This is a genomic window from Methanothermococcus sp., from assembly GCF_015523155.1.
Lineage (GTDB): Archaea > AGJL01 > Methanococci > Methanococcales > Methanococcaceae > Methanofervidicoccus.
Genome location: NZ_WAKW01000052.1, coordinates 1 through 24,433, shown reverse-complemented (window position 1 = coordinate 24,433; position 24,433 = coordinate 1). Strand labels below are relative to the sequence as shown.

General features: G+C 32.7%; 28 protein-coding genes. 23 read left to right on the top strand and 5 right to left on the bottom strand.

The features are described from left to right. The first annotated feature begins 134 nt into the window (after nt 1-134). Together F7B34_RS05305 and ilvE are read left to right on the top strand one after the other, a co-directional pair. Entirely contained in the window at nt 135-1,271 is a 1,137-nt protein-coding gene (locus F7B34_RS05305; protein WP_292460796.1) for a GTPase, read from the top strand. A gap of 130 nt (nt 1,272-1,401) precedes the next feature. Further along, nucleotides 1,402-2,265: a branched-chain-amino-acid transaminase gene (ilvE, locus tag F7B34_RS05300; RefSeq protein ID WP_292460795.1), complete on the top strand. Its 864-nt coding sequence runs from the start codon at nt 1,402-1,404 to the stop codon at nt 2,263-2,265. A gap of 26 nt (nt 2,266-2,291) precedes the next feature. Here ilvE and F7B34_RS05295 read toward each other — a convergent pair whose 3' ends face one another. Then, a complete protein-coding gene (locus F7B34_RS05295; protein WP_292460794.1) occupies nt 2,292-2,576 on the bottom strand; it encodes a TIGR00304 family protein in 285 nt (94 codons plus the stop codon). A gap of 62 nt (nt 2,577-2,638) precedes the next feature. Here F7B34_RS05295 and F7B34_RS05290 point away from each other — a divergent pair, with 62 nt between their 5' ends. The 3 genes from F7B34_RS05290 (at nt 2,639) to F7B34_RS05280 (ending at nt 4,316) form a co-directional block, all read left to right on the top strand. Continuing rightward, nucleotides 2,639-3,331, top strand: a complete 693-nt coding sequence (locus F7B34_RS05290) for an SWIM zinc finger domain-containing protein (protein WP_292460793.1) — start codon at nt 2,639-2,641, stop codon at nt 3,329-3,331. A gap of 153 nt (nt 3,332-3,484) precedes the next feature. Beyond that, nucleotides 3,485-4,099 (top strand): hypothetical protein, encoded by a 615-nt coding sequence (locus F7B34_RS05285; protein ID WP_292460792.1) that lies wholly within the window; start codon nt 3,485-3,487, stop codon nt 4,097-4,099. Nucleotides 4,100-4,103: 4 nt separating this feature from the next. Continuing rightward, nucleotides 4,104-4,316: a helix-turn-helix transcriptional regulator gene (locus F7B34_RS05280; RefSeq protein WP_292460791.1), complete on the top strand. Its 213-nt coding sequence runs from the start codon at nt 4,104-4,106 to the stop codon at nt 4,314-4,316. A 48-nt stretch (nt 4,317-4,364) separates the two neighbouring features. On the opposite strand, the gene guaB is transcribed toward F7B34_RS05280, so the two are convergent. After that, a complete protein-coding gene (gene guaB / locus F7B34_RS05275) occupies nt 4,365-5,843 on the bottom strand; it encodes an IMP dehydrogenase (protein ID WP_292460790.1) in 1,479 nt (492 codons plus the stop codon). 157 nt (nt 5,844-6,000) lie between these two features. On the opposite strand from guaB, the gene F7B34_RS05270 reads away from it, so the two are divergent. The 12 genes from F7B34_RS05270 to hemL all read left to right on the top strand — a co-directional run bounded on the left by F7B34_RS05270 (nt 6,001) and on the right by hemL (nt 16,253). Continuing rightward, nucleotides 6,001-7,716, top strand: a complete 1,716-nt coding sequence (locus tag F7B34_RS05270; RefSeq protein WP_292460789.1) for a bifunctional N(6)-L-threonylcarbamoyladenine synthase/serine/threonine protein kinase — start codon at nt 6,001-6,003, stop codon at nt 7,714-7,716. Nucleotides 7,717-7,755: 39 nt separating this feature from the next. Beyond that, a complete protein-coding gene (locus tag F7B34_RS05265) occupies nt 7,756-8,397 on the top strand; it encodes a MarC family protein (protein WP_292460788.1) in 642 nt (213 codons plus the stop codon). Nucleotides 8,398-8,568: 171 nt separating this feature from the next. Beyond that, nucleotides 8,569-9,285, top strand: coding sequence for a 1-(5-phosphoribosyl)-5-[(5-phosphoribosylamino)methylideneamino]imidazole-4-carboxamide isomerase (hisA, locus tag F7B34_RS05260; protein WP_292460787.1), 717 nt, complete (start codon nt 8,569-8,571; stop codon nt 9,283-9,285). Between the two features lie 6 nt (nt 9,286-9,291). Continuing rightward, nucleotides 9,292-10,218 (top strand): carbohydrate kinase family protein, encoded by a 927-nt coding sequence (locus F7B34_RS05255; RefSeq protein WP_292460786.1) that lies wholly within the window; start codon nt 9,292-9,294, stop codon nt 10,216-10,218. Between the two features lie 14 nt (nt 10,219-10,232). Beyond that, complete coding sequence (locus F7B34_RS05250) at nt 10,233-11,732, top strand: sodium-dependent transporter (RefSeq protein ID WP_292460785.1); 1,500 nt, start codon at nt 10,233-10,235, stop codon at nt 11,730-11,732. Next, on the top strand, nt 11,733-11,831 hold the full coding sequence (locus tag F7B34_RS05245; protein WP_292460784.1) for a MetS family NSS transporter small subunit: 99 nt from the start codon (nt 11,733-11,735) through the stop codon (nt 11,829-11,831). It abuts the gene before it with no gap. 108 nt (nt 11,832-11,939) lie between these two features. Further along, entirely contained in the window at nt 11,940-12,893 is a 954-nt protein-coding gene (locus F7B34_RS05240; RefSeq protein ID WP_292460783.1) for a CBS domain-containing protein, read from the top strand. Between the two features lie 45 nt (nt 12,894-12,938). After that, nucleotides 12,939-13,835 carry a methanogenesis marker 7 protein gene (locus tag F7B34_RS05235; protein ID WP_292460782.1) on the top strand — a complete coding sequence of 299 codons (897 nt, stop codon included), beginning with the start codon at nt 12,939-12,941 and terminating at the stop codon, nt 13,833-13,835. Nucleotides 13,836-13,888: 53 nt separating this feature from the next. Further along, a complete protein-coding gene (locus F7B34_RS05230; protein ID WP_292460781.1) occupies nt 13,889-14,323 on the top strand; it encodes a hypothetical protein in 435 nt (144 codons plus the stop codon). Between the two features lie 8 nt (nt 14,324-14,331). Next, nucleotides 14,332-14,574, top strand: a complete 243-nt coding sequence (locus tag F7B34_RS05225) for a hypothetical protein (protein ID WP_292460780.1) — start codon at nt 14,332-14,334, stop codon at nt 14,572-14,574. An 83-nt stretch (nt 14,575-14,657) separates the two neighbouring features. After that, nucleotides 14,658-14,936, top strand: a complete 279-nt coding sequence (locus F7B34_RS05220; protein ID WP_292460779.1) for a hypothetical protein — start codon at nt 14,658-14,660, stop codon at nt 14,934-14,936. Nucleotides 14,937-14,957: 21 nt separating this feature from the next. Then, a complete protein-coding gene (gene hemL, locus F7B34_RS05215; protein ID WP_292460778.1) occupies nt 14,958-16,253 on the top strand; it encodes a glutamate-1-semialdehyde 2,1-aminomutase in 1,296 nt (431 codons plus the stop codon). 64 nt (nt 16,254-16,317) lie between these two features. Here hemL and F7B34_RS05210 read toward each other — a convergent pair whose 3' ends face one another. The 3 genes from F7B34_RS05210 to F7B34_RS05200 all read right to left on the bottom strand — a co-directional run bounded on the left by F7B34_RS05210 (nt 16,318) and on the right by F7B34_RS05200 (nt 18,481). Beyond that, nucleotides 16,318-17,334, bottom strand: a complete 1,017-nt coding sequence (locus tag F7B34_RS05210; RefSeq protein ID WP_292460777.1) for a homoserine dehydrogenase — start codon at nt 17,332-17,334, stop codon at nt 16,318-16,320. A gap of 25 nt (nt 17,335-17,359) precedes the next feature. Then, nucleotides 17,360-17,836: a hypothetical protein gene (locus tag F7B34_RS05205; protein WP_292460776.1), complete on the bottom strand. Its 477-nt coding sequence runs from the start codon at nt 17,834-17,836 to the stop codon at nt 17,360-17,362. A gap of 108 nt (nt 17,837-17,944) precedes the next feature. Further along, on the bottom strand, nt 17,945-18,481 hold the full coding sequence (locus F7B34_RS05200; RefSeq protein ID WP_292460775.1) for a CDP-2,3-bis-(O-geranylgeranyl)-sn-glycerol synthase: 537 nt from the start codon (nt 18,479-18,481) through the stop codon (nt 17,945-17,947). Nucleotides 18,482-19,032: 551 nt separating this feature from the next. Between F7B34_RS05200 and F7B34_RS05195 the strand changes: the two genes are divergently transcribed. From F7B34_RS05195 to F7B34_RS05170, 6 genes are all read left to right on the top strand, one after another. After that, a complete protein-coding gene (locus F7B34_RS05195; protein ID WP_292460774.1) occupies nt 19,033-21,018 on the top strand; it encodes a CoB--CoM heterodisulfide reductase iron-sulfur subunit A family protein in 1,986 nt (661 codons plus the stop codon). A gap of 211 nt (nt 21,019-21,229) precedes the next feature. Next, complete coding sequence (gene vhuD / locus F7B34_RS05190) at nt 21,230-21,634, top strand: F420-non-reducing hydrogenase iron-sulfur subunit VhuD (protein ID WP_292460773.1); 405 nt, start codon at nt 21,230-21,232, stop codon at nt 21,632-21,634. 112 nt (nt 21,635-21,746) lie between these two features. Then, on the top strand, nt 21,747-22,613 hold the full coding sequence (gene vhuG / locus F7B34_RS05185) for a F420-non-reducing hydrogenase subunit VhuG (RefSeq protein WP_292460772.1): 867 nt from the start codon (nt 21,747-21,749) through the stop codon (nt 22,611-22,613). A gap of 63 nt (nt 22,614-22,676) precedes the next feature. After that, nucleotides 22,677-23,933 carry a F420-non-reducing hydrogenase Vhu subunit A gene (vhuA, locus tag F7B34_RS05180; RefSeq protein ID WP_292460771.1) on the top strand — a complete coding sequence of 419 codons (1,257 nt, stop codon included), beginning with the start codon at nt 22,677-22,679 and terminating at the stop codon, nt 23,931-23,933. Between the two features lie 72 nt (nt 23,934-24,005). Beyond that, the gene (vhuU, locus tag F7B34_RS05175) at nt 24,006-24,143 is read left to right on the top strand and encodes a F420-non-reducing hydrogenase selenoprotein subunit VhuU (protein ID WP_292460770.1); all 138 of its coding nucleotides are present in this window, start codon (nt 24,006-24,008) and stop codon (nt 24,141-24,143) included. Between the two features lie 144 nt (nt 24,144-24,287). Continuing rightward, nucleotides 24,288-24,433, top strand: a 146-nt coding sequence (locus F7B34_RS05170; RefSeq protein WP_292460805.1) for a 4Fe-4S binding protein, incomplete at its 3' end; no start/stop codon positions are given.

The following is a 24,433-nucleotide window of genomic DNA, read 5'->3' as shown; positions in this document are numbered from 1 at the left end:
ATAGCTATAAAGTTCTGCCTTTGACATAAAAAATTAATGTAAAATTCCTTTTGCTTTAATTTTTGATCTATTTTAGTGCAATTTACTTATAATATATATTTAATTAATTTAAAATCCTATTTTATGGTGATTTTATGAGTGGTAAGAAAATTAAAAGAGTTCCTGCAAAAAAGATAGCACACAAAATCATAAACGAGTGCCATATTATTTTAGCAGTATTGGATGCAAGAAATCCAGAAGGCACGAGAAATAAAAATTTAGAAGATAAAATAAAAGAATCAAATAAAAAACTGATTTATGTGTTAAATAAAGCAGATTTAGTCCCTGTAAAAATACTTGAAAGATGGAAGGAGATAATTAAAAGTGAAAATCCAGAGGTATCTGTGGTTTTTGTGAGCTCCAAACATAAAAAGGGAACAAAGATATTAAGAGACAACATTAAAAAATATCTTCAATTAAAGGGAATTAAAGAGGGAAAAGTTGGAGTTATAGGCTATCCAAATGTTGGGAAATCATCCCTAATAAATGCCCTAACTGGAAAGAAAAGTGCGGCTAGTGGGCTTGTTGCGGGACTTACAAAGGGAGAACAATGGATAAAACTCACAAAAAATATAAAATTACTTGATACACCGGGAGTAATTGAACCTAAGGATGAGGATGAACTGGTGATGATAGGAGCTTTCAGGTATGAAAAAATCGAAAATCCTGTTGAACCTGCTATAAAGATATTAAAAAACTTATACGCATTTGATGAGAATATTATCAAAAAATACTATGGTATTGAGATAAATAATACAGAGGATATAAATGAAGAGTTTATAGAAAAAATAGGTAAAAAATTAAATTATTTGGGAAAAAACGGGATAATCGATATGAAACGAACGGCAAAATCCATAATAAAAGATTATCAAGATGGAAAACTTAACTACTATCCTATGAAGGTAAAAAAATACGGTCAGAAAAGGGGAAAGAATATAGAATTTATTGCAAAATATTTAGAAGATTTCCCATTTATTGACGATGCAAACAGCATAATATCCCATTTAAGTGATATAAGCGAATTGTCAAATATGAATATAAAACAGCCAATAATTGGCTCTAAAAAGATAGATGATGTGGTTGTAGTAATATCATTTGGAGAAAAAACAGCCGACAGCGGGAGAAAAAAAGTTGAAGAGTATGCGAGAAATAATAACATATCCTTATATTCCACAGGCAAGGGAAGATGCGGAGGAAATCGATTATTTGTTGGAGTTGGGGAATCTAATTAATTAAATAAATAAATAGTTAATTAATAATTTAAATATATAATTTGATAAATTGGAAACATTTATATCTAAATAATTTAAATATTTTTGAAATAAAAATTTATGCTATATTTTGATTTTATGAGGTGAATTCATGAAAATATATTTAAACGGCGAATTTGTTGAAAAGGAGGACGCAAAGATTTCAGTTTATGACCATGGTCTTTTATACGGTGATGGAATATTTGAAGGAATAAGAGCTTATGATGGCGTTGTTTTTAAATTAAAGGAGCATATCGACAGATTATATGATTCTGCAAAATCCATTACTTTGGAAATACCTATGACAAAGGAAGAGATGGAAAAGGTTGTTGTTGATACCATTAAAATAAACAATTTAAAGGACGCATATATAAGGCTCGTAATTACAAGAGGAGTTGGAGATTTGGGACTTGACCCGAGAAAATGTAAAAAACCAACAATATTCTGTATTGCAGAACCTATGAACCCCCTACTTGGAGAGGATGGTATAAAAGTAATTACATCATCAGTTAGAAGATTGCCTGTTGATGTTTTAAACCCTGCTGTGAAATCATTAAACTACTTAAACAGTATTTTAGCAAAAATCCAGGCAAATTATGCAGGAGTTCATGAGGCATTTTTATTGGATAGCGAAGGGTATGTTGCAGAGGGGACAGGGGACAATATATTTGTAGTTAAAAATGGTCTCATAAAAACTCCACCAGTATATTCAAGTGTTTTGAGAGGTATTACAAGAGATACCGTAATTGAGCTTGCAAAAGAATTGGACTATAATGTTGTGGAGGGGAGGCTCACACTACATGAGCTCTATGTTGCCGATGAATTATTCATAACTGGAACTGCGGCTGAGCTCGTGCCTGTTGTTGAAATAGATGGAAGAGTTATAAACAACGGAGAAATAGGAGAAATTACAAAAAAACTAAGTGAAGAGTTCAAGAAAATAAGAAAAGTTATGGGAACAAAGGTTTATGAGTAAATATTTTTACTTCTTTTATTTTAATTTTATTTATTAATTACGATATTACTATAAAATAAAAATATCCAAATCATCATTGCAATGACAATTAAAACAGATAATATTACCAATGATGGAGAATTTCCAAACACTATTGGGATAGGTCCTATCATTACAACGCCTGAAAACCCTACATCCTGTTTTTCATTGTATTCATTATATTCATCCTGCTGATTTTTCACTGATTTGCTGGGATATATCATTCCAAGAGTTAGCACAAACAATCCTATGGTAATTAAGAACATGCCCAATATTACAAGGATAGGTTTCATAATAATAACCTTTTTTAATGATTTTAAGATATATCAATATAATTTATGTTAATGGGATATTTATGGATTATGAAAGCATATACGATAAAAAGATTATAGAAAGAGGAAAGGATTATTATAAAAATAATCTCGTTAAATTTTGCGTAAGATTTGAAAATAAATTATATGGTAAGGTAATGGGAGGGGATGAATATAATACGGTTGTAGATTTGAATGATAGGACAGGATTATGCTCTTGCCCATATAAATATAACTGTAAGCACTCCTATGCTTTAATTGAAGCATACAATAACAATAATTACATTGACGGGGATGAATTATTCAATAATTTAAAAAATAAATCAAAGGACGACATATTAAATGTTTTAAAGAATATAATTTTAAAATACAATTTGTGGGATGAGCTCACCCAAAATAAAAACAATCTTGTGGAAAAGGGAAAATCCATTTTAAAACTTATTCCTATTGAAAAGAAAAATATATTTACCTTTAAGTCCTTTTTAAGAAATCAATTTTTAAAAAATTCCAAGGATGATGAATTATTGGAACTTTTAAAGGAAATTGGAGCTTTTGAGCATTTAGAGGCAGATGATAAAGATACCATCGATATTGTGGAAATGATTGTTTCGGAAATATTTGAGAGAAAAAATAAGGATTTGGCTGAAAAAACATTAGAGCTCTCAAAGAAATATAAAAATAAATTGTGGATTGTTAAGGAATATTATTATGATTATTATGGGGAGGAATATTTATAATTTTCATTTTAATTTATATTTGAATTAATTTATATTTAAACCAATATATACTTAAATTATTAAAAAGTAAAATTTATATATCATTATGTAAAGTATATTTAACATAAAGTAAAACATTATTATCATATTTATAATAGTATATAAAGGGGGAATATGGCTAAAAGTTTAAAAAATATCTTTGGATTGGTTGTATCAATGATTTTTGGATTTTTTATATTTGCATATATCTCAAATAATAATCCAAATTTATCGGTTTTTGGCTCAATAGTAGGCATTTTGGCATATTTTATACTGTATTTAATTTTAATAATTAAAAAAGGTGAGCTCAGGGAAAAATTTGGAGAATTCTACAATCCTTATGAAGTTTATGTTCCATCTATTTATGGTGCAGTTATGGGAATTTTGTATATATTTTCTGGGAGCTTCGAGACTATGCAGTTTATATTTTCCACAATTGTTTTCATTAATATAGTGATAACCCCTATGTTGATAGAAACTCGTAATGAAATCATACCTCCTATATTAATAGAAAATCACAATGAAAAAATCGATGAGTTAAAAATGGAAATAGTAAAAAATAGCGGATACAGTGCATTTAAATCAATTACGATATTTTTAGTAACTATTACGCTTTATAGCATATTGGTTAAATATATTGCACCATATGGGGGAATAATAATTTCTGGAAATTCCCTTGGATTATTAACGATGTATGCCATTACAACATATTATATGTATTATGCCTATTATACCAAAAAATATAGTTGATACTATGAAAAACAAAATTAAAGTTTATAGGGCTATGTATGATTTAACACAGGAAGATTTAGCAAAAAAATTAGGTGTTAGTAGGCAAACAATTATATCAATAGAAAAGGGAAAATACGACCCATCTATAAAATTAGCTTTTAAAATTGCAAAATATTTTAATGTTAAGATTGAAGATATTTTTATTTATGAAGAAGAAAATGAAAAAAGAGTTTAAAAATAAATATATCGAAGTTTCACATATTTTTCCATTAATATTTTTTAATTATTTTGTTATTGGATAGTTCGGAGCTTCATTTGTAATAAGCACATCGTGAGGATGGCTTTCTTGCTGACCGCTTTGAGTAATTTTTACAAATCTTGCTTTTTCCTGCATCTCTTTTATATTTTTAGCACCGCAGTATCCCATAGATGACCTTAAACCACCGATTAATTGGAATACCACATCTTTTACAGGTCCTTTGTATGGAACTGCCCCTTCAATTCCTTCTGGAACCATTTTAACATGCTTCATGTGGCTTTGGAAGTATCTATCAGCTCCTGCACCAACACCGCCTGACATAGCACCAAGAGAACCCATTCCCCTATATTGTTTGTATTTTCTTCCATTAATTGTAATTAACTGCCCAGGGGCTTCGTCTGTTCCAGCCAATAAACTTCCGAGCATTACAGCATCAGCTCCCGCAGCTATTGCCTTCGCTATATCTCCACTGTATTTTATACCGCCATCTGCAATTACTGGAACATCATGTTCTTTTGCAATATCTGCAACCTCTGCAATTGCTGTTAATTGTGGAACTCCAACTCCTGCAACAATTCTTGTGGTACAAATACTACCTGGACCTATTCCCACTTTTAAGGCGTCAGCTCCTGCATTTATTAAATCAACTGCCGCTTCTTTTGTTGCTATGTTTCCTACGATTAATTTTATACCTGTGCCTTCGAGTTCCTTTTTAAGTATCTTAATATTATTTACAACATTCATATTGTGAGCATGGGCACAATCAATAGCTATTGCATCAACTTCTGCTTTTATAAGTGCCTGAGCTCTGTTTAAGTCATTTGGACCACATGCTGCAGCTACTAAAAGCCTTCCTTCTTTATCCCTTGCAGCATTTGGATATTGCTTCCTTTTTAGAATGTCCCTTAATGTAATCATACCTATTAATTTATTATTTTTATCTAAAATTGGAAGTCTCTCTATTCTGTTTTCATACATAATATTCATGGCTTCATCATGGGAAATATCTTCACCACCATGAACAACATTTTTTGTCATGGCATCTTTTACTAGGGTGTTTTTATTCTGTATATATTTTACATCCCTTGTTGTGATTATCCCTAAGAGCTCATCATTTTCATCAACAACAGGAAGTCCGCTAATAGAATATTCTTCCATAATTCTTTCAGCATCATCTACTGTGTAATCCTGCGATATTGTGATTACATCCCTAACAATTATATCTTCGGCTTTTTTAACTGCCATTACCTGATTTACTTGTTCCTCTATTGTCATATTTCTATGAATTACCCCAATACCTCCTTTCCTTGCAAGTGCTATTGCCATTTCCTTTTCAGATACAGTATCCATTGCAGCTGAAATAATAGGGATATTTAATTTCAGCCCTGCTATATCTGTGGATATATCCGTATCCTTTGGCTCAACGTAGGAAGCATTTGGGACTAATAAAACATCATCAAAAGTATAAGCTTTTTTAGCATTATCAATTTTATCCAAAAACAAAATCTCACCTTTAAACCTTTTTTAATATATTATTTGAATTAATATATATACTTTACAACTAATACTATTATATTTATTACATTATAAACATACCATAAATGCGATATGGATATGAAATATATGCCAATAATAATTTTATAATTTTTTTGGTGAGATGATGATTTGCTTAGGTCTGGAAGGAACAGCGGAAAAAACAGGCGTTGGGGTTGTAGATTCAGATGGAAATGTTTTATTTAACAAAACCATAATATATAAACCACCTGTTCAAGGCATAAATCCAAGGGAAGCAGCAGACCACCATGCAGAAACATTTCCAAAATTGATAAAAGAGGCATTTAATATAGTTCCAAAAGAGAAAATAGATTTAATATCCTTTTCCCAAGGTCCTGGATTAGGTCCAAGTTTGAGGGTTACTGCAACTGCTGCAAGAGCTCTATCTTTATCATTAAAAAAGCCAATTATTGGAGTAAATCACTGTATAGGTCATGTGGAGATTGGAAAGCTAACTACGGGAGCAAAAGACCCGCTGACTTTGTATGTAAGTGGTGGGAATACTCAGGTGTTGGGATATACCTGTGGGAGATATAGGGTTTTTGGAGAAACTCTCGATATTGCCATAGGAAATTGTTTAGACCAGTTTGCAAGAAACTGCGGTCTTCCACATCCCGGGGGTGTTTATGTCGAAAAACTTGCAAAAGAAGGGGAAAAATTAATAAACCTACCATATAGCGTTAAAGGTATGGACATTACATTTTCAGGGCTCCTTACATCCGCAATAAAAAGCTACGAAAGAGGGGAAAAACTGGAAGATGTATGTTATTCTATTCAAGAAACTGCATTTTCCATGATAACAGAAATTACTGAGAGAGCTCTTGCACACACAAACAAACCTGAGGTCATGCTTGTAGGCGGTGTTGCCGCAAATAATCGACTGAGAGAGATGCTTAATATTATGTGTAAGGAACAGAATGTAAAATTCTATGTGCCTGAAAAACAGTTCTGCGGAGATAATGGGGCAATGATAGCATGGCTCGGGCTTTTAATGTATAAAAATGGAAAAAGAATGAACATTGATGAAACAAAACCAATTCCAAATTACAGGAGTGATATGGTTGAGGTAAATTGGATTGAAAATGGCACCTGTGAGAAAAGAAGGATACCTGAGCATTTAATTGGAAAGGGTGCCGAAGCAGATATTAAAAAAACATCCTATTTAGGATGGGATACCATCACAAAGGAAAGAATAATAAAAAATTATAGAATACATGAGCTCGATGAATTAATTAGGCATAGAAGAATCATTAAAGAGGCAAGATTTTTAGCACTTGTTAAAGATTTTAATATTTGTGCCCCATATATATTTGATGTGGATAGGGAAAATAATATTATAACTATGAGCTACATAAATGGAAAACTTGCAAAAGAAGAAATAGAAAATGGAAATCTAAACTGTTGCTACTACATAGGGGCAATTATTGGAAAACTCCATGAAAACGACATAATACATAACGACCTCACAACATCAAATTTTATAGTAGGGGAGGATTACGATGTTAAAAATAATAACAACGATAAGGAGCATATTAAAGAGCATGAGGAATGTAATCAAAATAATCAAAATAATAAGAAAGGTAAAAAAATTAACAAAAATAATAAAGTCTATATTATAGATTTTGGGCTTGGAAAATTCTCAAATCTTATAGAAGATAAGGCTGTGGATTTGATTGTGTTAAAAAAATCCATTTTAAGCATCCATTTCGATAGATTTGAGGACATATGGGTTAAAATTTTAGAAGGATATAAAACATATTCTCAGTGGAAAACTGTGATAAATCATATGGAAGATGTTGAAAAAAGAGCAAGATATTTCTAAGAAGTCAGAGATTTATTATCTAATGAAATGGTGAAAAAAATGGGATTCAACATTAGCTTCTTTATTTATGCATTTACCTCTTTGTTTATTATTATGAACCCCATAGGTCTTGTGCCATTATTTTATATCTGGACATCAAATAATACCGAAAAGGAAAAAATAAAACTGTTAAAAAAGTCTATGATTGTAGTTGTACTTACATTAATAATCTTTGGATTTTTTGGAAAATGGATATTTGAGTTTTTTGGAATTACAATAGATTCATTTAAGGTTGCAGGGGGTCTTTTAATATTGAAAATATCATGGGATATGCTTCATGCCCAAATATCAAAAACTAGGCAAACTCCAAAGGAAAAAGAAGAAATGGTGCAGTTGGATGATATTGCAGTAGTGCCATTAGCAATTCCTTTATTGGCTGGCCCAGGTACCATTACAACGAGCATTATATTAATGGAGCATAGCACTACAATATATGACAAAATAACAATATTACTTTCAATAATATTGGCGGCGCTACTATCTGCGGTAATACTTTATTTATCAGACAATATTGCCACGATTCTAAAAACCTCGGGAATAAAGGCAATAGTAAGACTTATGGGATTGATATTAAGTGCAATTTCCATTGAAATTATATCAAGCGGTATTTTTGGATTGATAAAAAGTTCTGGAATATCATAACATACATAGTAATCTAAGATATGCCCCATAGAAATTATTTTTATATTAACTTTAAAACATAACAACTTAAAACATAACATACCTTTTTAATAAATTTTATAATTTTCTTTAAACTATCCCGAAATCATTATATAATATTAACTATCTAAAAAGTATTTTCATGGTGAAATAATGATGGTGATTCCAGCAGTAGATATAAAAAACAAAAAATGTGTTCAGTTAATACAGGGAAACCCAGACCAAAAGCATTTAGAGCTCGACAATCCATTAGAAATTGCAGAAAAATGGATAAGTAAAGGAGCTCCGATGATTCATTTAGTTGATTTGGATAAAGCAATATATCAAACAAATACGAACGAAGAAATAATAAAGGAAATCATAAAGTCAGTATCCGTCCCTGTTCAGATTGGCGGAGGTATAAGGACAGTTGATGATGCGTTGAACCTTATAAATATTGGGGCAGAACGAGTTATTTTGGGAACATCAGCAGTTGAAAATCCCGATATCGTAGAAGAGTTATCAAAAAAGGTTGGAAAAGAAAAAATAATGGTTGCTCTGGATGCAAAGGATGGAAAGGTTGTAATAAAAGGATGGAAAGAAAAAACCAAACATTCACCTGTTGAAATTGGAAAAATACTGGAAGAAAAAGGAGCTGGAAGTATTTTATTTACAAATGTGGATGTTGAAGGTCTCTTAAAGGGCATTAACATTAAACCCGTTAAAGAGCTTGTGGATGCACTCAATATACCAATTATAGCCTCTGGGGGAATAACTACCTACGATGACCTTTTAAAATTAAAAGAAATAGGAGTTGAAGGCGTAGTTGTAGGTTCTGCAATTTATAAAAATCTTATAGACCTAAGCGAAGCCATTAAAATTTGCAGGTGATAAATTATGAGTGAATATATGGATACCGATGAAACCAATAATAAAAAAATAATTTCTGTGGGGCATATAGCACTTGATTATATATTTAATGTTAAAAGCTTCCCTGAACCAAATACCTCTGTTCAGATACCTTCTGCTAAAAAATATTACGGAGGAGCCGCCTGCAATGTTTCAGTCGGGGTGGCTAAATTAGGATTAAAATCAGGCATTGTTTCATGCGTAGGTTATGATTTTATAAACTCAGGATACAACAGCTATTTAAAAAATTTAAATATTGATGTATCCAATGTGTATCACTCCGATGAAGAGGAAACACCAAAGGCGTGGATTTTTACAGACCCCAATAACAATCAGATAACCTTTTTTTTATGGGGGGCTGCTAAACATTATAAGGAATTAAATCCTCCAAATTTTGATGCAGATGTTGTTCATTTAGCAACAGGTGATCCAAAATTTAATGTGAAATGTGCGAAAAAAGCAAAACATTGCGGAGCGTTGGTGTCCTTTGACCCTGGACAGGATTTACCTTTGTATAGTAAAGGAGATATGGAATCAATAATAAACCATTTGGATTTTATGTTTATGAACAACCACGAGTATGAAAGAGTTTTGAAGTTATTGGATATAGATTCGGAGGAGCTCATGGAAAAAATAAACACTTTAATAATAACCTACGGTAAAGATGGAAGTATTATTTACCATAATGGCGATAAAATAAAAGTTCCTGCAATTCCTACGAAGGTTATAGACCCAACAGGAGCAGGAGATAGTTATAGAGCAGGATTTTTAACTGCCTATTTAAAAGGATATGATTTAAAAGATTGTGGGCTTATTGCATCATGCGTAGCTTCCTTTATTGTAGAGAAAAAAGGTTGTCAAACCAATTTTCCATCGTGGGATAAAATGGAGAAAAGACTTAAAAATATAAAATGAAGAAGGTGAAAAAAATGGCTAGGGAATTATGGGGCTCTAAATTAGGTTTTATATTAGCAGCAGTAGGTTCAGCCATAGGTTTGGGAAACATTTGGAGATTTCCATATATGGTATATAGTAATGGAGGGGGTGCATTTTTAATACCTTATTTCGTGGCATTATTTTGCGTGGGGATACCATTGTTATTACTTGAATTCTCCGTAGGACATTCAACAAAAGGTTCTGCACCTCTTGCATTTAAAAGAATAAATGAAAAGAGTGAATGGGTAGGTTGGCTTGCTGTATTCTCTGGATTTACAATAACCACATATTATATGGTTATCATAGGTTGGTGTTTGTATTACTTATATAACATATTGTTAAATGGATTTCCTTTAAATTTTAAAAATTATTTTTTTGGAAACATATTATCTATATCACCAGGTGCTGGAAGTATAGATGGTTTTTCGATGGGTGTTTTAGTATCCACTGGGATTTTATGGTTAATCAACTATGTCATTATAAGGCTAGGGGTTAAAAATGGGCTTGAAAAAGCCAATAAAATTTTTATGCCTACGCTATTTATACTTACGCTGATTTTATTGATAAGAGGTATATCCCTACCAGGGGCATTTGAAGGTTTAAATTGGTATTTAACTCCAAACTTTGGGGCTCTGTTAAATTTTAATGTGTGGATAAGTGCATTTTCTCAGATATTTTACTCTTTAACATTGGGTTTTGGTGTTATGATTGTTTATGCCAGTTATTTACCTAAAAAAGTTGATTTAACTACAAGTGCTTTTACAGTAGCACTTTTAAATTGTGGATATTCATTTTTAGCAGGACTTGCCGTTTTTAGTACATTAGGTTATATGGCATATACCACAGGCCTTCCATTAAACGAAGTCGTAAATAAGGGCATAGTTTTAGCTTTTGTGGTATTTCCAAAGGCATTATCTATGATACCTTATGTGGGATGGATATTGGCAATAGTATTTTTCTTGGCATTAATAGTGGCTGGCCTCTCATCATCGATATCTTTGGTGGAGGCTGTAACTTCTTCAATTATGGAAAAATTCGAAATAAGCAGAAAAAAAGCTATAACAACTGTAACTACTTTTGGATTTTTAGGAAGCTTAGTATTTACAACAAAAGCAGGGTTATATTGGCTTGATATTACAGATCATTTTGCATCAGGCTATTTACTGCCAATTGTAGGATGTGCTGAGGCAATAGTAGCACTTTGGATATTTAAGGGTGATAAATTACTAAACTACTTAAATAAGTTGTCAGATATAAAATTGGGAAAATACTGGAAAATGTTTGCTGGAATACTAACCCCGATATTATTATTAACAATTGTTGGATTGGATATATTCAGTTTAACAAAGGCTCCTTATGGGGGATATCCATGGAAATACTTAGACATGGGTATATTACTTGTAGTTGTTGGTTTCTTGAGCTCGGTATTATTCTCCAAAATACCTTGGAAAAGAAAGATAAAATCATGGGATGAATTAAATAGGGGTGATTAAATGAATACATCGGCAATAGTAATGTTTTTATTTGGAGCAATAGTATTATGGGGAGGTTCAGCATATTTTTTATGGAAATCATTTAAAAACATGAAATAATATTAACTTTTTATTTTTAAATATAAAATTTTAAATATTAATATCATCAATATAATTATGATTTTATATATAAGGAAAATTAATTAATTTTTATATTTGGTGGTTAATATGTTATTTAAAAAGCTTTCAACAGTTGAAAGGGTATATAATATCGGGTTGGAGCAGAGCTCACTAATCGATATATTTGACAATATCAATATCTTTGTAAAGGAGGCCGAAGGGGACTTAATAAAACTTTATGATTTAAGAATTCTAGAAAAAATACCTGTTAAAGACATCATGACCAAACATATTATAACAATTAATAGCGGGGATAACATAGATAAATTAAAAAAATATATTGAACAATACAGACACATGGGATACCCAGTTTTAGATGAAAATGGAAAGTTAATAGGGATAGTTACATTTAAAGACTTGGAAAAGAAAAATAAAAAAACAATTAAAGATATAATGACTCCAAAAGACCAACTTATACTAATATCTCCTGAAACCTCTGCATCAGAATCACAGAAGATAATGGCAAAAAATGATATTGGAAGGCTTTTAGTCGTGGATGGCAATGGAAACCTTGTGGGTATTGTAAGTAGAGGAGATATCGTAAAAACATACAGAATATATAGTGAAAAAACTTCAAAAATCCAGAAATGTTCCAGAATAACAAACTTTTACTTTTACGACAAAGATAAGAATTCAAAATTAAAAAAACTTGCAGAAGATTTAATAGTATTGCTTGGTGGAAGGGATTACATAGTATCTGAAAAAGATGACTATATAGAGATACTAACACGAGATTGGGAACCTCTGGCTAAAATAATGAAAAGTGGGGATAATATAGACCATATATCTATAACAACCAAATCAATAAATATCTTGCAGATGAATATTATTCATGAAATTTTAAAAACCATAGAAAAGTACAGTTTTGAAGAAATTGTAATCACGGACCATATAACACTTATTGATGAAAAATCAGCGATTCAAAGGATTATAACTGATGTAACATCATTTAAAGATAGCAAAAAAACATTTGGAACAGTCACTATTAGGTCTGATTTCTAAGAATAATTTTATAGGCTATGCCGTATCACAAATCTTGGTGGAAAAATGTATGAAATCGTTAGATATGAAGGTGGAGTTTATAAAAACAACATACTCAAAGAATGGATTGAAGATGTAGGGGGTTTTATAATACAGGAACATATAATGCAGTTGGATGTGTATATGACAGTTGCATTACCCCAGAATGAAATAGAAAACTTTAAAATAGAATCCAAAAAGTATAAGGGAAAGGTCGTTGAAACCCCACTTGCAGGAACGGAAATTGCAGTGGTGGCTCCCAGTTTATCGAGGCACCATCTTCCCCATACAGCATGCGATATTTCAGAGTTCGTTAGGCGGTTTGGAGCAAAACCAAACATGATAGGATTATCCCATGGTGCGGGAAAAAATATAAGCCTTATCAAGGAAAAAGAAAAAAGATTAATAGAAGAACACGATATTGCCGTTTATGTCATGGGAAATTTTGAAAGCTGTCTATTGGATAAAACCCATTTATTTGATGTGGATATCCCCGTTGTAATAACAGGAGGTCCTGAAAAACTGGATATACCTTACCCATATGTGGGAAATTTAGGAAGAAGAGCTCACCGACTAAGACATAGTGAAGAGAGGCAGGCATTAAAAAAGATGGTGGATGAGATTACAAAATTGATTAATAGAAAAAGAGAGGAACTCTCATACGACCCCCCAATAATTCCCCCTGTTGTGTTGAAGGATGAACTAGAAAAAAAGGTTGATGAAATATGCAACATTCTTTCACCAATGCCTATTGTAACCCAACTGGATGGTTTGAGGGTAAAATTGGATTACGACACATACCATGAAAAAATAGAAAATGTTAAAGTTGGAAAATATTTATTAAAAGATATAGCATATATCTCAAAATCTGAAATGAAAAATTATATACTTGTTAAAATAAAACCAACCTCTGAGGTTGAATAAATATATAACTACTATTTTTATTATTTTTATAATTTACAAGGAGGAGAAGAAATATGGACGAGGCAAAAAATTTTGATGATGTATTAAATAACATTGTAGAAATTCCAATTCCACCTGGAATTCCACAATCCATTATTGTTAGAGTCATAGAAACCTGTGGAGTTAATTATGAGGTAAAAAAATATGAATTATTCGATAAAGAATATCCCGTACTTTATGGTGAAAAGGAAAATATAGAAAACGCAAAAAGCTATTTAATATTATTCACCGAGGCAAAACTGGCATTGAGGGATATTGCACGACTTGCCAGAAGGTTTAAAACAAAGGTTAAAGTATATACTGATGATGAAGACTTAAAATTAGCAATAGGAATGATATCAAATGATATTACAAATAAAGATAAAATTGAAATTTTGGATGAGAAATTGGACTCAGAAGACTTTGAAACTATTGATATTTGTGGAAAAACGGTTTATATATTTGTTTAAGTGATATTATGCACTATTCAACAATAAAACCGATTGTAGATGAAGAAAAGCTATTAATCGATAAAGGCTCTTTAAAAACAAAACGAAAATTTGCTTTTTTGCTTGAAGAAGGGGATGTAATTCTAATAAATAGAACTATGGATGTAAATGAAGAAGTTGAGGTATTAATTGACTATTCTTACACAGAAAAAAGCAAACGACCAAAGGAATCAATTAATATATATAAAATTAAAGAATTGATAAAGGAGTAATAACTAAATAATAATAAAATAACAATACTATAATACAAAAATTATATAAAACAAATGAAATTTTAAAATTAAAAGGTGCAATTATGGATTTAGAAGGAAAATCAGCAGTAATTCATACGATTGGAGGAATAATATTTGGATTATTAACTAACTATATATATACCGCAGGTCTTGGGATTTTCAGCGGTATTGCATCCTTGCTGTTTCTATTCGTAGGACTTATAATAACTGGACATATAACTGCAATGATATTCGGCAAAGAAAGCCTAAGTCAAAAACAGTGGCTTGGAAGTGGAGTTGTTCCTTATTTTTTCACTGCAATTGTTTTTTGGGTCTTGGTGTATAATGGAGTATTATTTTAAAAAATATAAGAAGGGATAAATATGTATGAGGAGTTCAAAAATATAAATCTGTCAAAATCAAAGAAATTGTTTGAAGAGGCACAGAAATATCTTGTAAAAGGTGTAAATAGTCCAGTAAGATACTTCAAACCATATCCATTTTTCGTTGAAAAGGCAAAGGATTGTTATTTGTTTGATGTAGATGGAAACAAATATATCGATTACTGTTTAGCCTATGGTCCTATGGTGCTTGGTCATGCAAATGAGGACATAGCAAATGCCGTGAAAAAACAGCTTGAATTAGGAACTGCCTATGGATGCCCTACTGAAAAGGAAATTACCCTTGCAAAGGAAATAATAAATAGGATGCCATGTGCAGAGATGGTAAGGTTTGTAAATTCCGGAACAGAGGCTACCATGAGTGCCATTAGACTTGCGAGGGGAATTACTGGGAAAAATAAAATTATAAAATTCGATGGTGCATACCACGGAGCTCATGACTATGTGCTTGTTAAAAGTGGAAGCGGAGCTCTCACACATGGAGCCCCTAACTCACCAGGTATTCCAGAGGAAACTACAAAAAACACCCTTTTAATTCCATTCAACGATGAAGATGCTGTTAAAAAGGTAATTACTGAAAATAAAGGTGAAATTGCTTGTCTCATTGTTGAGCCAGTGATGGGCAATGTAGGATGTATTCCACCAAAAGATGGATATTTGGAATTTTTAAGAGAAATTACTGAGGAAAACGATATAATATTAATATTCGATGAGGTAATTACAGGATTTAGAATAGCACCAGGAGGAGCTCAGGAATACTACGGCGTTGTTCCAGACTTGGCAACTGTTGGTAAGATAGTAGGTGGAGGTTTCCCAATTGGTGCAATTGTTGGTAAGAAGGAGCTCATGGAAAACTTCTCACCAAATGGAACCATCTATCAGGCAGGGACATTTAACGGAAATCCAATTTCAGTTACCGCAGGTATTGAGACGTTGAAGAACCTTGACGATGAGTTTTACAACTACACTTCAAAAACTGCCAAAAAAATAAGCGACTTTATAGGGGAAACTGCTGAAAAATACGAAATACCAAATCGAGTATATAATGTGAGCTCGATGTTCCAAATATACTTCAACGAAAATGAAGTTGTTGATTATGAAACTGCCAAAAAGAGCAATATAGAAAGATTTATGAAGTATTTCTATGGTCTCTTGGATAACGGTGTATTCATAGCACCATCACAGTTTGAATGCTGTTTCACCTCTATGAAGCATGACGATGAAGTTGTTGAAAAAACATTGAATGCTATTGAGGAAGTATTTAAAACATTGAAATAAATTTTTTAATTATTTAAAAAATAATTTAGATTTAATGGTAGATTTAAATTTAAAAATTAATTTTTCATTCATTTTTAGTTCTTAAATATACGCTTATAATATCACTTAAAATAGCAGATGAGGTTTCTATATCTCCAGCACCTCTACCAACTACAACAACTTCCTTTGCAAGGTCGGTATTTAACATTGCAACATTTAGGGAACCTTTTACATTCATGGGGTCATCGATTGGTATTAATTTTGGACCCACTTCAAGTTTATTTTCACTTACTTCCCCGATGAGTTTTATTGTATATCCGCTTTTATTGGCCATTGTTAATGCCTCAGGCGTAATTCTTGTAATTCCTTCCAGTTTAACATCCTTTATGCTAACATTTTTATTCATGATTGAGTTTGCAAGTATTACTATTTTCGCAGCAGTGTCAAGTCCGCTTATATCTTGATGTGGGTTAGTCTCCGCTATGCCAAGCTCCTGTGCCTCTTTTAATACCGTATCAAAATCAAGTTTTTCCTTCTCCATTTTTGTTAATATATAGTTCGTAGTTCCATTCAGTATTCCTTTTATCTCAGTTATTTCATTTCCCGCAAGTGTCTCCTTTGCCAAATTTATTATAGGCATTGCTCCTCCAACAGAGGCTTCATACCTAAATATTTTATTGTATTTTTCAGCATATGATGTTAATTCATTAAAATACAATGCAAGAGGTCCTTTATTTGCAGTAATTACATGTTTTCCGTTTTTAAATGCCTCAATCATATGGGTTTTTGCAGGCTCTCCTGTTTCTATGTTGGTAGGGGTGGCTTCAACAATGGCATCGGCATCAACTGTTTTTATAACATCAACAATGGACATATTTTTTCCTTTTTCAGGATAATTTGATATTTTTCCAGTTTCTTCCTTAACCTTTAATGCAGTTTTTAAATCCAAACCATTCTCATCTATTGCCGCACCACTTCTATCACAAATAGCTACTATTTTTAAATCAAGACCATACTTACTTTTTAAATGATTCTTTTTTTTATCTATGACTTTTACTACTCCTTTGCCTATTACTCCAAAACCGACCAATATTACCTTCATATTTTCTCCTCATAAGTTTATTATATTAAAAGGATTTAATAAACAACAAATTCTTTTCCTCTGATATCTTGTCGAGCTCCTTGCATAAATCATCCAATTTATCAGTTTCTATTATTACCTTCATTCTTGCAGAAGATTCTTTAAATGGGTCAGGCATTGAAAGGTCTAAATCTACAACAAGCCCGTATTTATTCAATCTATCAATTGTATCCCTTACATCCGTATCAACCACATGGCCAACAACAACTATGTCAATATCTGTTTTTCGGGTTGTTTCATTTACCTTTGTAATTATTATATCCATCTCTTCAAGTTTATTTATTACCTCATTTAATCTATTACCTGCATCGCTTATAACAACCCTCACAGGAACCCTACCATCTGTTTTCTTTTCTCTTAAATGTATCACACTAAATATATTAACTCCCATATTTGATATGGGTGTTAATGCCCTTATTAACTCACCAGGAATATCCTTTAATTCCAAATCGAGAGTAATCATGTTTTCACCATAATAATAGAGAGTTTTATTAAAATTATTATATTTTTGTTTTTTATTATTTTTCATGTAATTATTCTTTTTATTTTTTAAAATATTTAAAAATTATAATTACCACCACACTTTTTTAAATCCTAATTTATATGCCACAATGTTGCCAAATAAATGAATTATCGGGGTTATAATTATCAACATAACAACCATTTCAAAAGAGATAGGAGCGATAAGGTATGCAAATAATATGGCAAACACAACAAAACCAAGCTGGTCAAGAATTGGTGCGGGCCTTCCTTGTGCAAGTCCTATTCTTCTTTTAATAAAACTCCCAAACATATCTCCAAAAAGGGCACCAAGTGATAATAAAAAACCAACATATGCCCATTCAAAAGTGTTAAAATAAAATGCAGCAGTTCCCATAATATTTAAATTTATGATTATACCTTCTAAAACAGCTACAATAGTCCCACATAATAATCCAAAAAAAGTTCCCTTATATGTCACTCCATTTCCAATTATTCTTTTACCGTCGATAAAATGTTTTCCTGCATCTAATGGTGTGCCTCCACCAAATATACATGCCGAAGCATTTGCAATATATGCAGGTAAGATATATACCAATGAATTGTATAATAATTGAATTATATTCATAAAATCCCTCTCTTGATTAAAAATTATTTTTAAAATATTCTTTTAAATAATATTTAAATATATCTTAAAATAACATAATTGATTTAAATATATAAATATTAATAAATATAAAATTAATTTTATAAACTAAAAATTTTATAAACTAAATTTAAAATAGGGGGTAAAATAGAATGGGGAGGGGTTTAAAATAGTTAAAATTTCATCAAATCTATGTCTTAAATCTCAACCATTCATTTCCGTATTTATTTGGGGGTATGAGGGGGTGGGAATGGGATTTAGGAGACTTCTCCTACACGGTGTTATCAGCAGCTATATGGGGGGTGTAAAATAACTTTGCCACTATCCCACACCGTGCATAACTATAATATTAAAAACTTATATATATACTTTTCGCTAATTTATTTAGATTACATTTTATTCTATATATTAATCAGATATAATAATATTGATATGTAATATTAGAAAATTTAAGAGTATATATTTTTATAATAATATTGAGTTAATTATATACGTATATTGTATTGATAAATAATACACCAGGAGGTGAATATATGAGCGACCCCAAAGTTGGGGTATTTGTTTGCTACTGCGGTGCTAATATTAATGGTGCTGTGGATTGTGAAGCAGTGAAAGAATTTGCTTCCAAACTTGATGGTGTAGTGTATGCTGCCACCTATCCATTCATGTGCTCTGACCCAGGTCAGAAGTTAATTAAAGATGCCATTAAAGAATATGGTTTGGATAGGGTAGTTGTTGCAGCATGTACTCCAAAAATTCACGAACCAACATTTAGAAATTGTCTCGCAGAAGCAGGCATATCCCCATATTATTTAGAGTTTGTAAATATTAGAGAACAGGACGCATTTGTCCATATGGGCAATGTAGAGGCGGCAACTAAAAAAGCTATGGAATTGGTTGCTGGAGGGGTAGAGAGAGCTAAGAGATTAGAAGATGTTCCTCAGAAAGTTGTAGAAGTAGATAAAAGTTGTCTTATTATTGGAGCAGGTATTGCTGGAATACAGGCAGCTCTTGATTTAGGAGATCAAGGTTATAAGGTTTATTTAGTAGATAAAGAAGAATCTATCGGAGGAAGAATGGCACAGCTTGCCAAGACCTTCCCTACCGATGATTGTGCTATGTGAATCCTTGCACCTAAAATGGTTACAGCAGCAAACCACCCTAACATTGAAACAATTACTTATGCTGAGGTAAAAGAAATTTCTGGATATATTGGTAATTTTGAGATAACAATCGAAAAAAAGGCAAGATATGTGGATGAAAATATATGTACTGGATGTGGTGCATGTGCCGCAGCTTGTCCTATTGAAGTGCCTAATGAATTTGATTTAGGATTAGGTACTAGAAAAGCTATTTATGTGCCATTCCCTCAAGCCGTTCCACTGGTATATACAATAGATAAAGAGCACTGTATTGACTGTGGATTATGTGCAAAAGTATGTGGTCCTCATGCAATAGACTACAACCAGAAACCACAAGAAATCAAGATAAAAGCAGGAACAATAATTACAGCAACAGGTTATGACGAATTCGATGCCTCATTGAAAGAAGAATATGGATATGGGGTTTACGACAATGTCATCACTACTTTGGAATTGGAAAGACTACTAAATCCAGCTGGACCCACAGGGGGTCATGAAATAAGACCTAGCGATGGAAAACATCCACACAGAATTGTATTTATACAGTGCGTAGGTTCTAGGGATTTAAAAGTAGGGAATCCATACTGTTCAAGAATTTGCTGTATGTTTGCATTAAAAAATGCTCAATTAATAAAAATGCACGATCCAAATACAGAAGTTTATATCTGCTATATGGATATTAGGTCCTTTGGTAAAGGATATGAAGAATATTACCAAAGAGCTCAGGAACAGTTTGGAGTTAGATTCATAAGAGGAAGACCTGCACAAATTGTAGAAGACCCAGAAACCAAAAACTTAACAGTTATGGTTGAAGACACATTAATGGGAGAAATCCTTGAAATTGAAGCTGATCTGGTTGTTTTATCAGCTGGACTTGTACCAAAACCTGAAACCAAAAACTTGGCTAGAATGATGGGTCTTGATGTAGGACCAGATGGATTCTACAAGGAACTTCACCCAAAATTGGCTCCAGTTAATACAAAGGTTGATGGTATAGCTATTGCAGGTGTAGCTCAGGGACCTAAAGATATACCAGATACAGTAGCCCAGGCAAAAGGTGCAGCAAGTGCCGTTGCAATTCCAATGGCTAAGGGACAGTTTGAGATTGAGATGATAAGGGCTCTTGTGAATGAAGATATATGTGGTGGATGTGAAATTTGTGGTGCTATGTGCCCATATCATGCAATATCCTATAAGAAGAAAGATAATAATGATGACCATTTGATAGCTGTTGTAGATGATATTGCATGTAAAGGCTGTGGTGCATGTGCAGGAGCTTGTCCAAGTGGAGCTATGCAGTTGAGATATTACAGAGATAGTCAGATAATATCTGCAATAGATGGAATGTTAGAAGCCCATAAAATGGTTAATGAATAAAAAATAAAATATTGGGATGGCATATAAAATAAAATAATAATTAATAAAATAAATTTTATAATTAAAATACCTCAGCAAAATATAAATGGGTGGTTAAGATTTATCAGATGAGGCATTACCCGAAGGCTTTGCCAGGGTGGTGCTGATGGGAGCTATGTTGCTCTTAATGGTCTTAATTATATCTAATTAATAAAAATAACCTGGTGATAATATGACTGAACCAGTCATTATAGCATTTGTGTGCTACCAGTGAGGATATGGTGCAGCAGATTTGGCTGGAACAAGCAGAATGCAATATCCTGCAACAGTTAGAGTTATAAGAATACCATGTACAGGCAAATTTGATATTACTTATGCATTAAGGGCATTCCAAAAAGGTGCTGATGCGGTATTTGTTGCAGGATGAAAACCTTACGAATGTGCATTCGAAAGTGGAAATTTCAAAGCTGAAGAGAGGGTTAAACTTACAAAACAACTTTTAGATGAGCTTGGTATAGGTGGAGAAAGGATTGAAATGTACTTCATGAGTGGTGCCGAAGCTGATAAGTTTGTTAAAGCAGTAAATGACATGACTGAAAGGGTTAAAAAATTAGGTCCAAACCCTCTCAAGGCTTAATTCTATAAAAAGGATGAATTCCACAGGGAACCAGCAGGACCTGTGGAATGACTGCCTCCAACGTGGGAGGTAATTACTTTTTTAAATTTTATTCCATATATCAGGTGATTAAATGGCAGACAAAGTTAAAATAGGACTGATACAATTATGCGGATGTTCTGGATGCCACATGTCATTGTTGGATTTGCATGAAAAACTACTCGATGTTCTCCCAAACTTGGAAATAGTTTATGCACCTATTGTAGCAGATGTAAAAGAAATACCCAATGACATTGATGTATTTTGTGTTGAGGGAGGCATTAGAAATGAACACGACAAACATCTAGTTGAAGAAATTAGAGAAAAATCAAAAATAGTAATTGCTTGGGGAACTTGTGCGGCGTATGGAGGTATTCCCGGACTTGGTAATTTATACAGTAAAGATGAATTTTTGAATACAATATATAGTACAGTATCAACAGATAATCCAGGAGAAATCCCTAATGAAGAATTACCTGAATTGTTGGATACTGTAAAACCAATATCTGATATAATAAAGGTTGATTTAGTATTACCAGGATGCCCTCCAAGACCGGAACATAACGCAGAAGCTATTGTTGCACTTTTAGAAGGTAGAGAACCTAAATTATCAACAAAAATTGTATGTGATGATTGTCCAAGGAAAAAGGAAGGCACCTATCCTGAGAAATTTAAACGAACATTTGAAGGAACACCAGACCCTGAAAGATGCTTGTTTGAACAAGGATACACCTGCATGGGCATGGCTACAAAATCTGGATGTGGAGCTATGTGTCCAAAGGCAGGTGTGCCATGTAGAGGATGCTTTGGAAAAACTAGTGCAGTTCTTGACCAAGGGGCAGCGGCGGCAAATGCGTATGCTGCATCAGGAAAGGCAGCCTTAAAAATTCCAGATAAAGTGGCATTATTCAATAGGTTTTCGATGGCTGCTGCATTGATACCCAAAAAAATAGAAAAATAATATAATAATATAAACCTTAATTTAATACATTTTGTAAAATAAAGTGAATATGGTGACTCTAAAATGGGCAAGATTACAATAGAACCAATAAGCCGTGTGGAAGGACACGGAAAAGTTACAATTACATTGGATGAGTCAGGAAAGCCAAAAGATGTTAAGCTGCATATTACGGCACTGAGAGGGTTTGAGCAATTTGTTGTAGGCAGACCTGCTGAGGAAGTCCCGAGAATCGTTCCAAGAATTTGTGGTATATGTCAAACAGCTCACCACCTTGCAAGTGTTAAGGCAGTTGATGCAGCATGGGGAGCAGAAATACCAAGTGCTGCCAATAAACTCAGGGAATTAATGCATATGGGCAATATGATACACAGCCATGCTTTACATTTTTACTATTTAGTGGCTCCTGACTTCGTAGTGGGTCCAGATGCAGACCCTGCTGTTAGAAATATAATTGGAATTATAGATAAAGCTCCCGAAGTAGCCAAAAAGGCAATAGCATTAAGAAAATTCGGTCAAACCATTGTTGAAAAAACAGGAGGAAGACCAGTTCACCCAGTCTCTGGAATACCTGGTGGAATATCAAAACCATTGAAAGAAGAAGAAAGGGATGAATTATTAAACGAAGTAGATACCCTGATAGAATATGCAAAAGATGGTATAGAGCTTATAAAATCATTAAATGAAAAATATATGAATATAGCAAAGTCATTGGGTGTTATTGACACCTGGTATTTGGGATTGGTAAAAGATGGAAAACATAACTTTTATGATGACACCCTTAGGTTTGTTTCACCAGATGGTAAAGAAAAAATGGAATTCAAACCTGCTGATTATTTAAATTACATCGGTGAACATGTTGTTTCTCACAACTATGTAAAATACCCATATAATAAAAAAGTTGGATATCCAGAAGGCATTTACAGAGTAGGTCCATTGGCAATGATAAATGTATGTGATGGTATGGCAACACCATTGGCGGATGAGGCTAGAAATGAATTTATAGAGATATTCGGAAATCCAGCAAATCAGTCTTTGGCATACAACCATGCTAGATTGATAGAATTGCTTGCAGCATGTGAAAGAACCAAAGAACTCTTAAACGATAGTGAAATCACATCAACAGATGTAAAAGCAGAGGTAGAGCCAAAGGCAGGAAACGGTGTAGGTGTGGTAGATGCTCCAAGAGGTGTGTTGATACACAATTATGAAACAGACGACAATGGAATTGTTGTAAAGGCAAATATGATTGTAGCGACAACACACAATGTGCCTACAATGGAAAAAGCAATCCAGCAGGCAGCAGCAGAATTATTAAAATAATTAAAATAAAATAATATAAAACATAAACTATTTAAATTTTAAAATTTATAGAACCATTCCTTGGTGATAGGTATGGAAATAGATGAAAAAACATTAAATTTAATAGAAATAGTTTTAAGGGCTTACGACCCGTGATATTCATGTGCTGCCCATATGATAGTTAAAAATGAAAAGGGCGAAGTAATATTTGAATTAGTTAAAGACGAATAAATTCCTTCAACCGAACCCAGATGGGAGGTTGTAGGATATACCTTCTATGCAGAAGGTAATATAATTATATAAAAATGCTCCTCGTATAGTCGAATAATATATAAATTCGGCTTTATTAATCAAAAAATCAACGGGGGTCTTACATTGGAAGGAATAAAGATTCAAGAGGATGCATGCTTAGTATGCAATGCATGTAAGGCTGTCTGTCCAACAGATGCCATAGAGATAGCCCCCTTTAAGACATGCACACTATGCATGCAATGCGTTGAAGTATGTCCAACAGGGGCTCT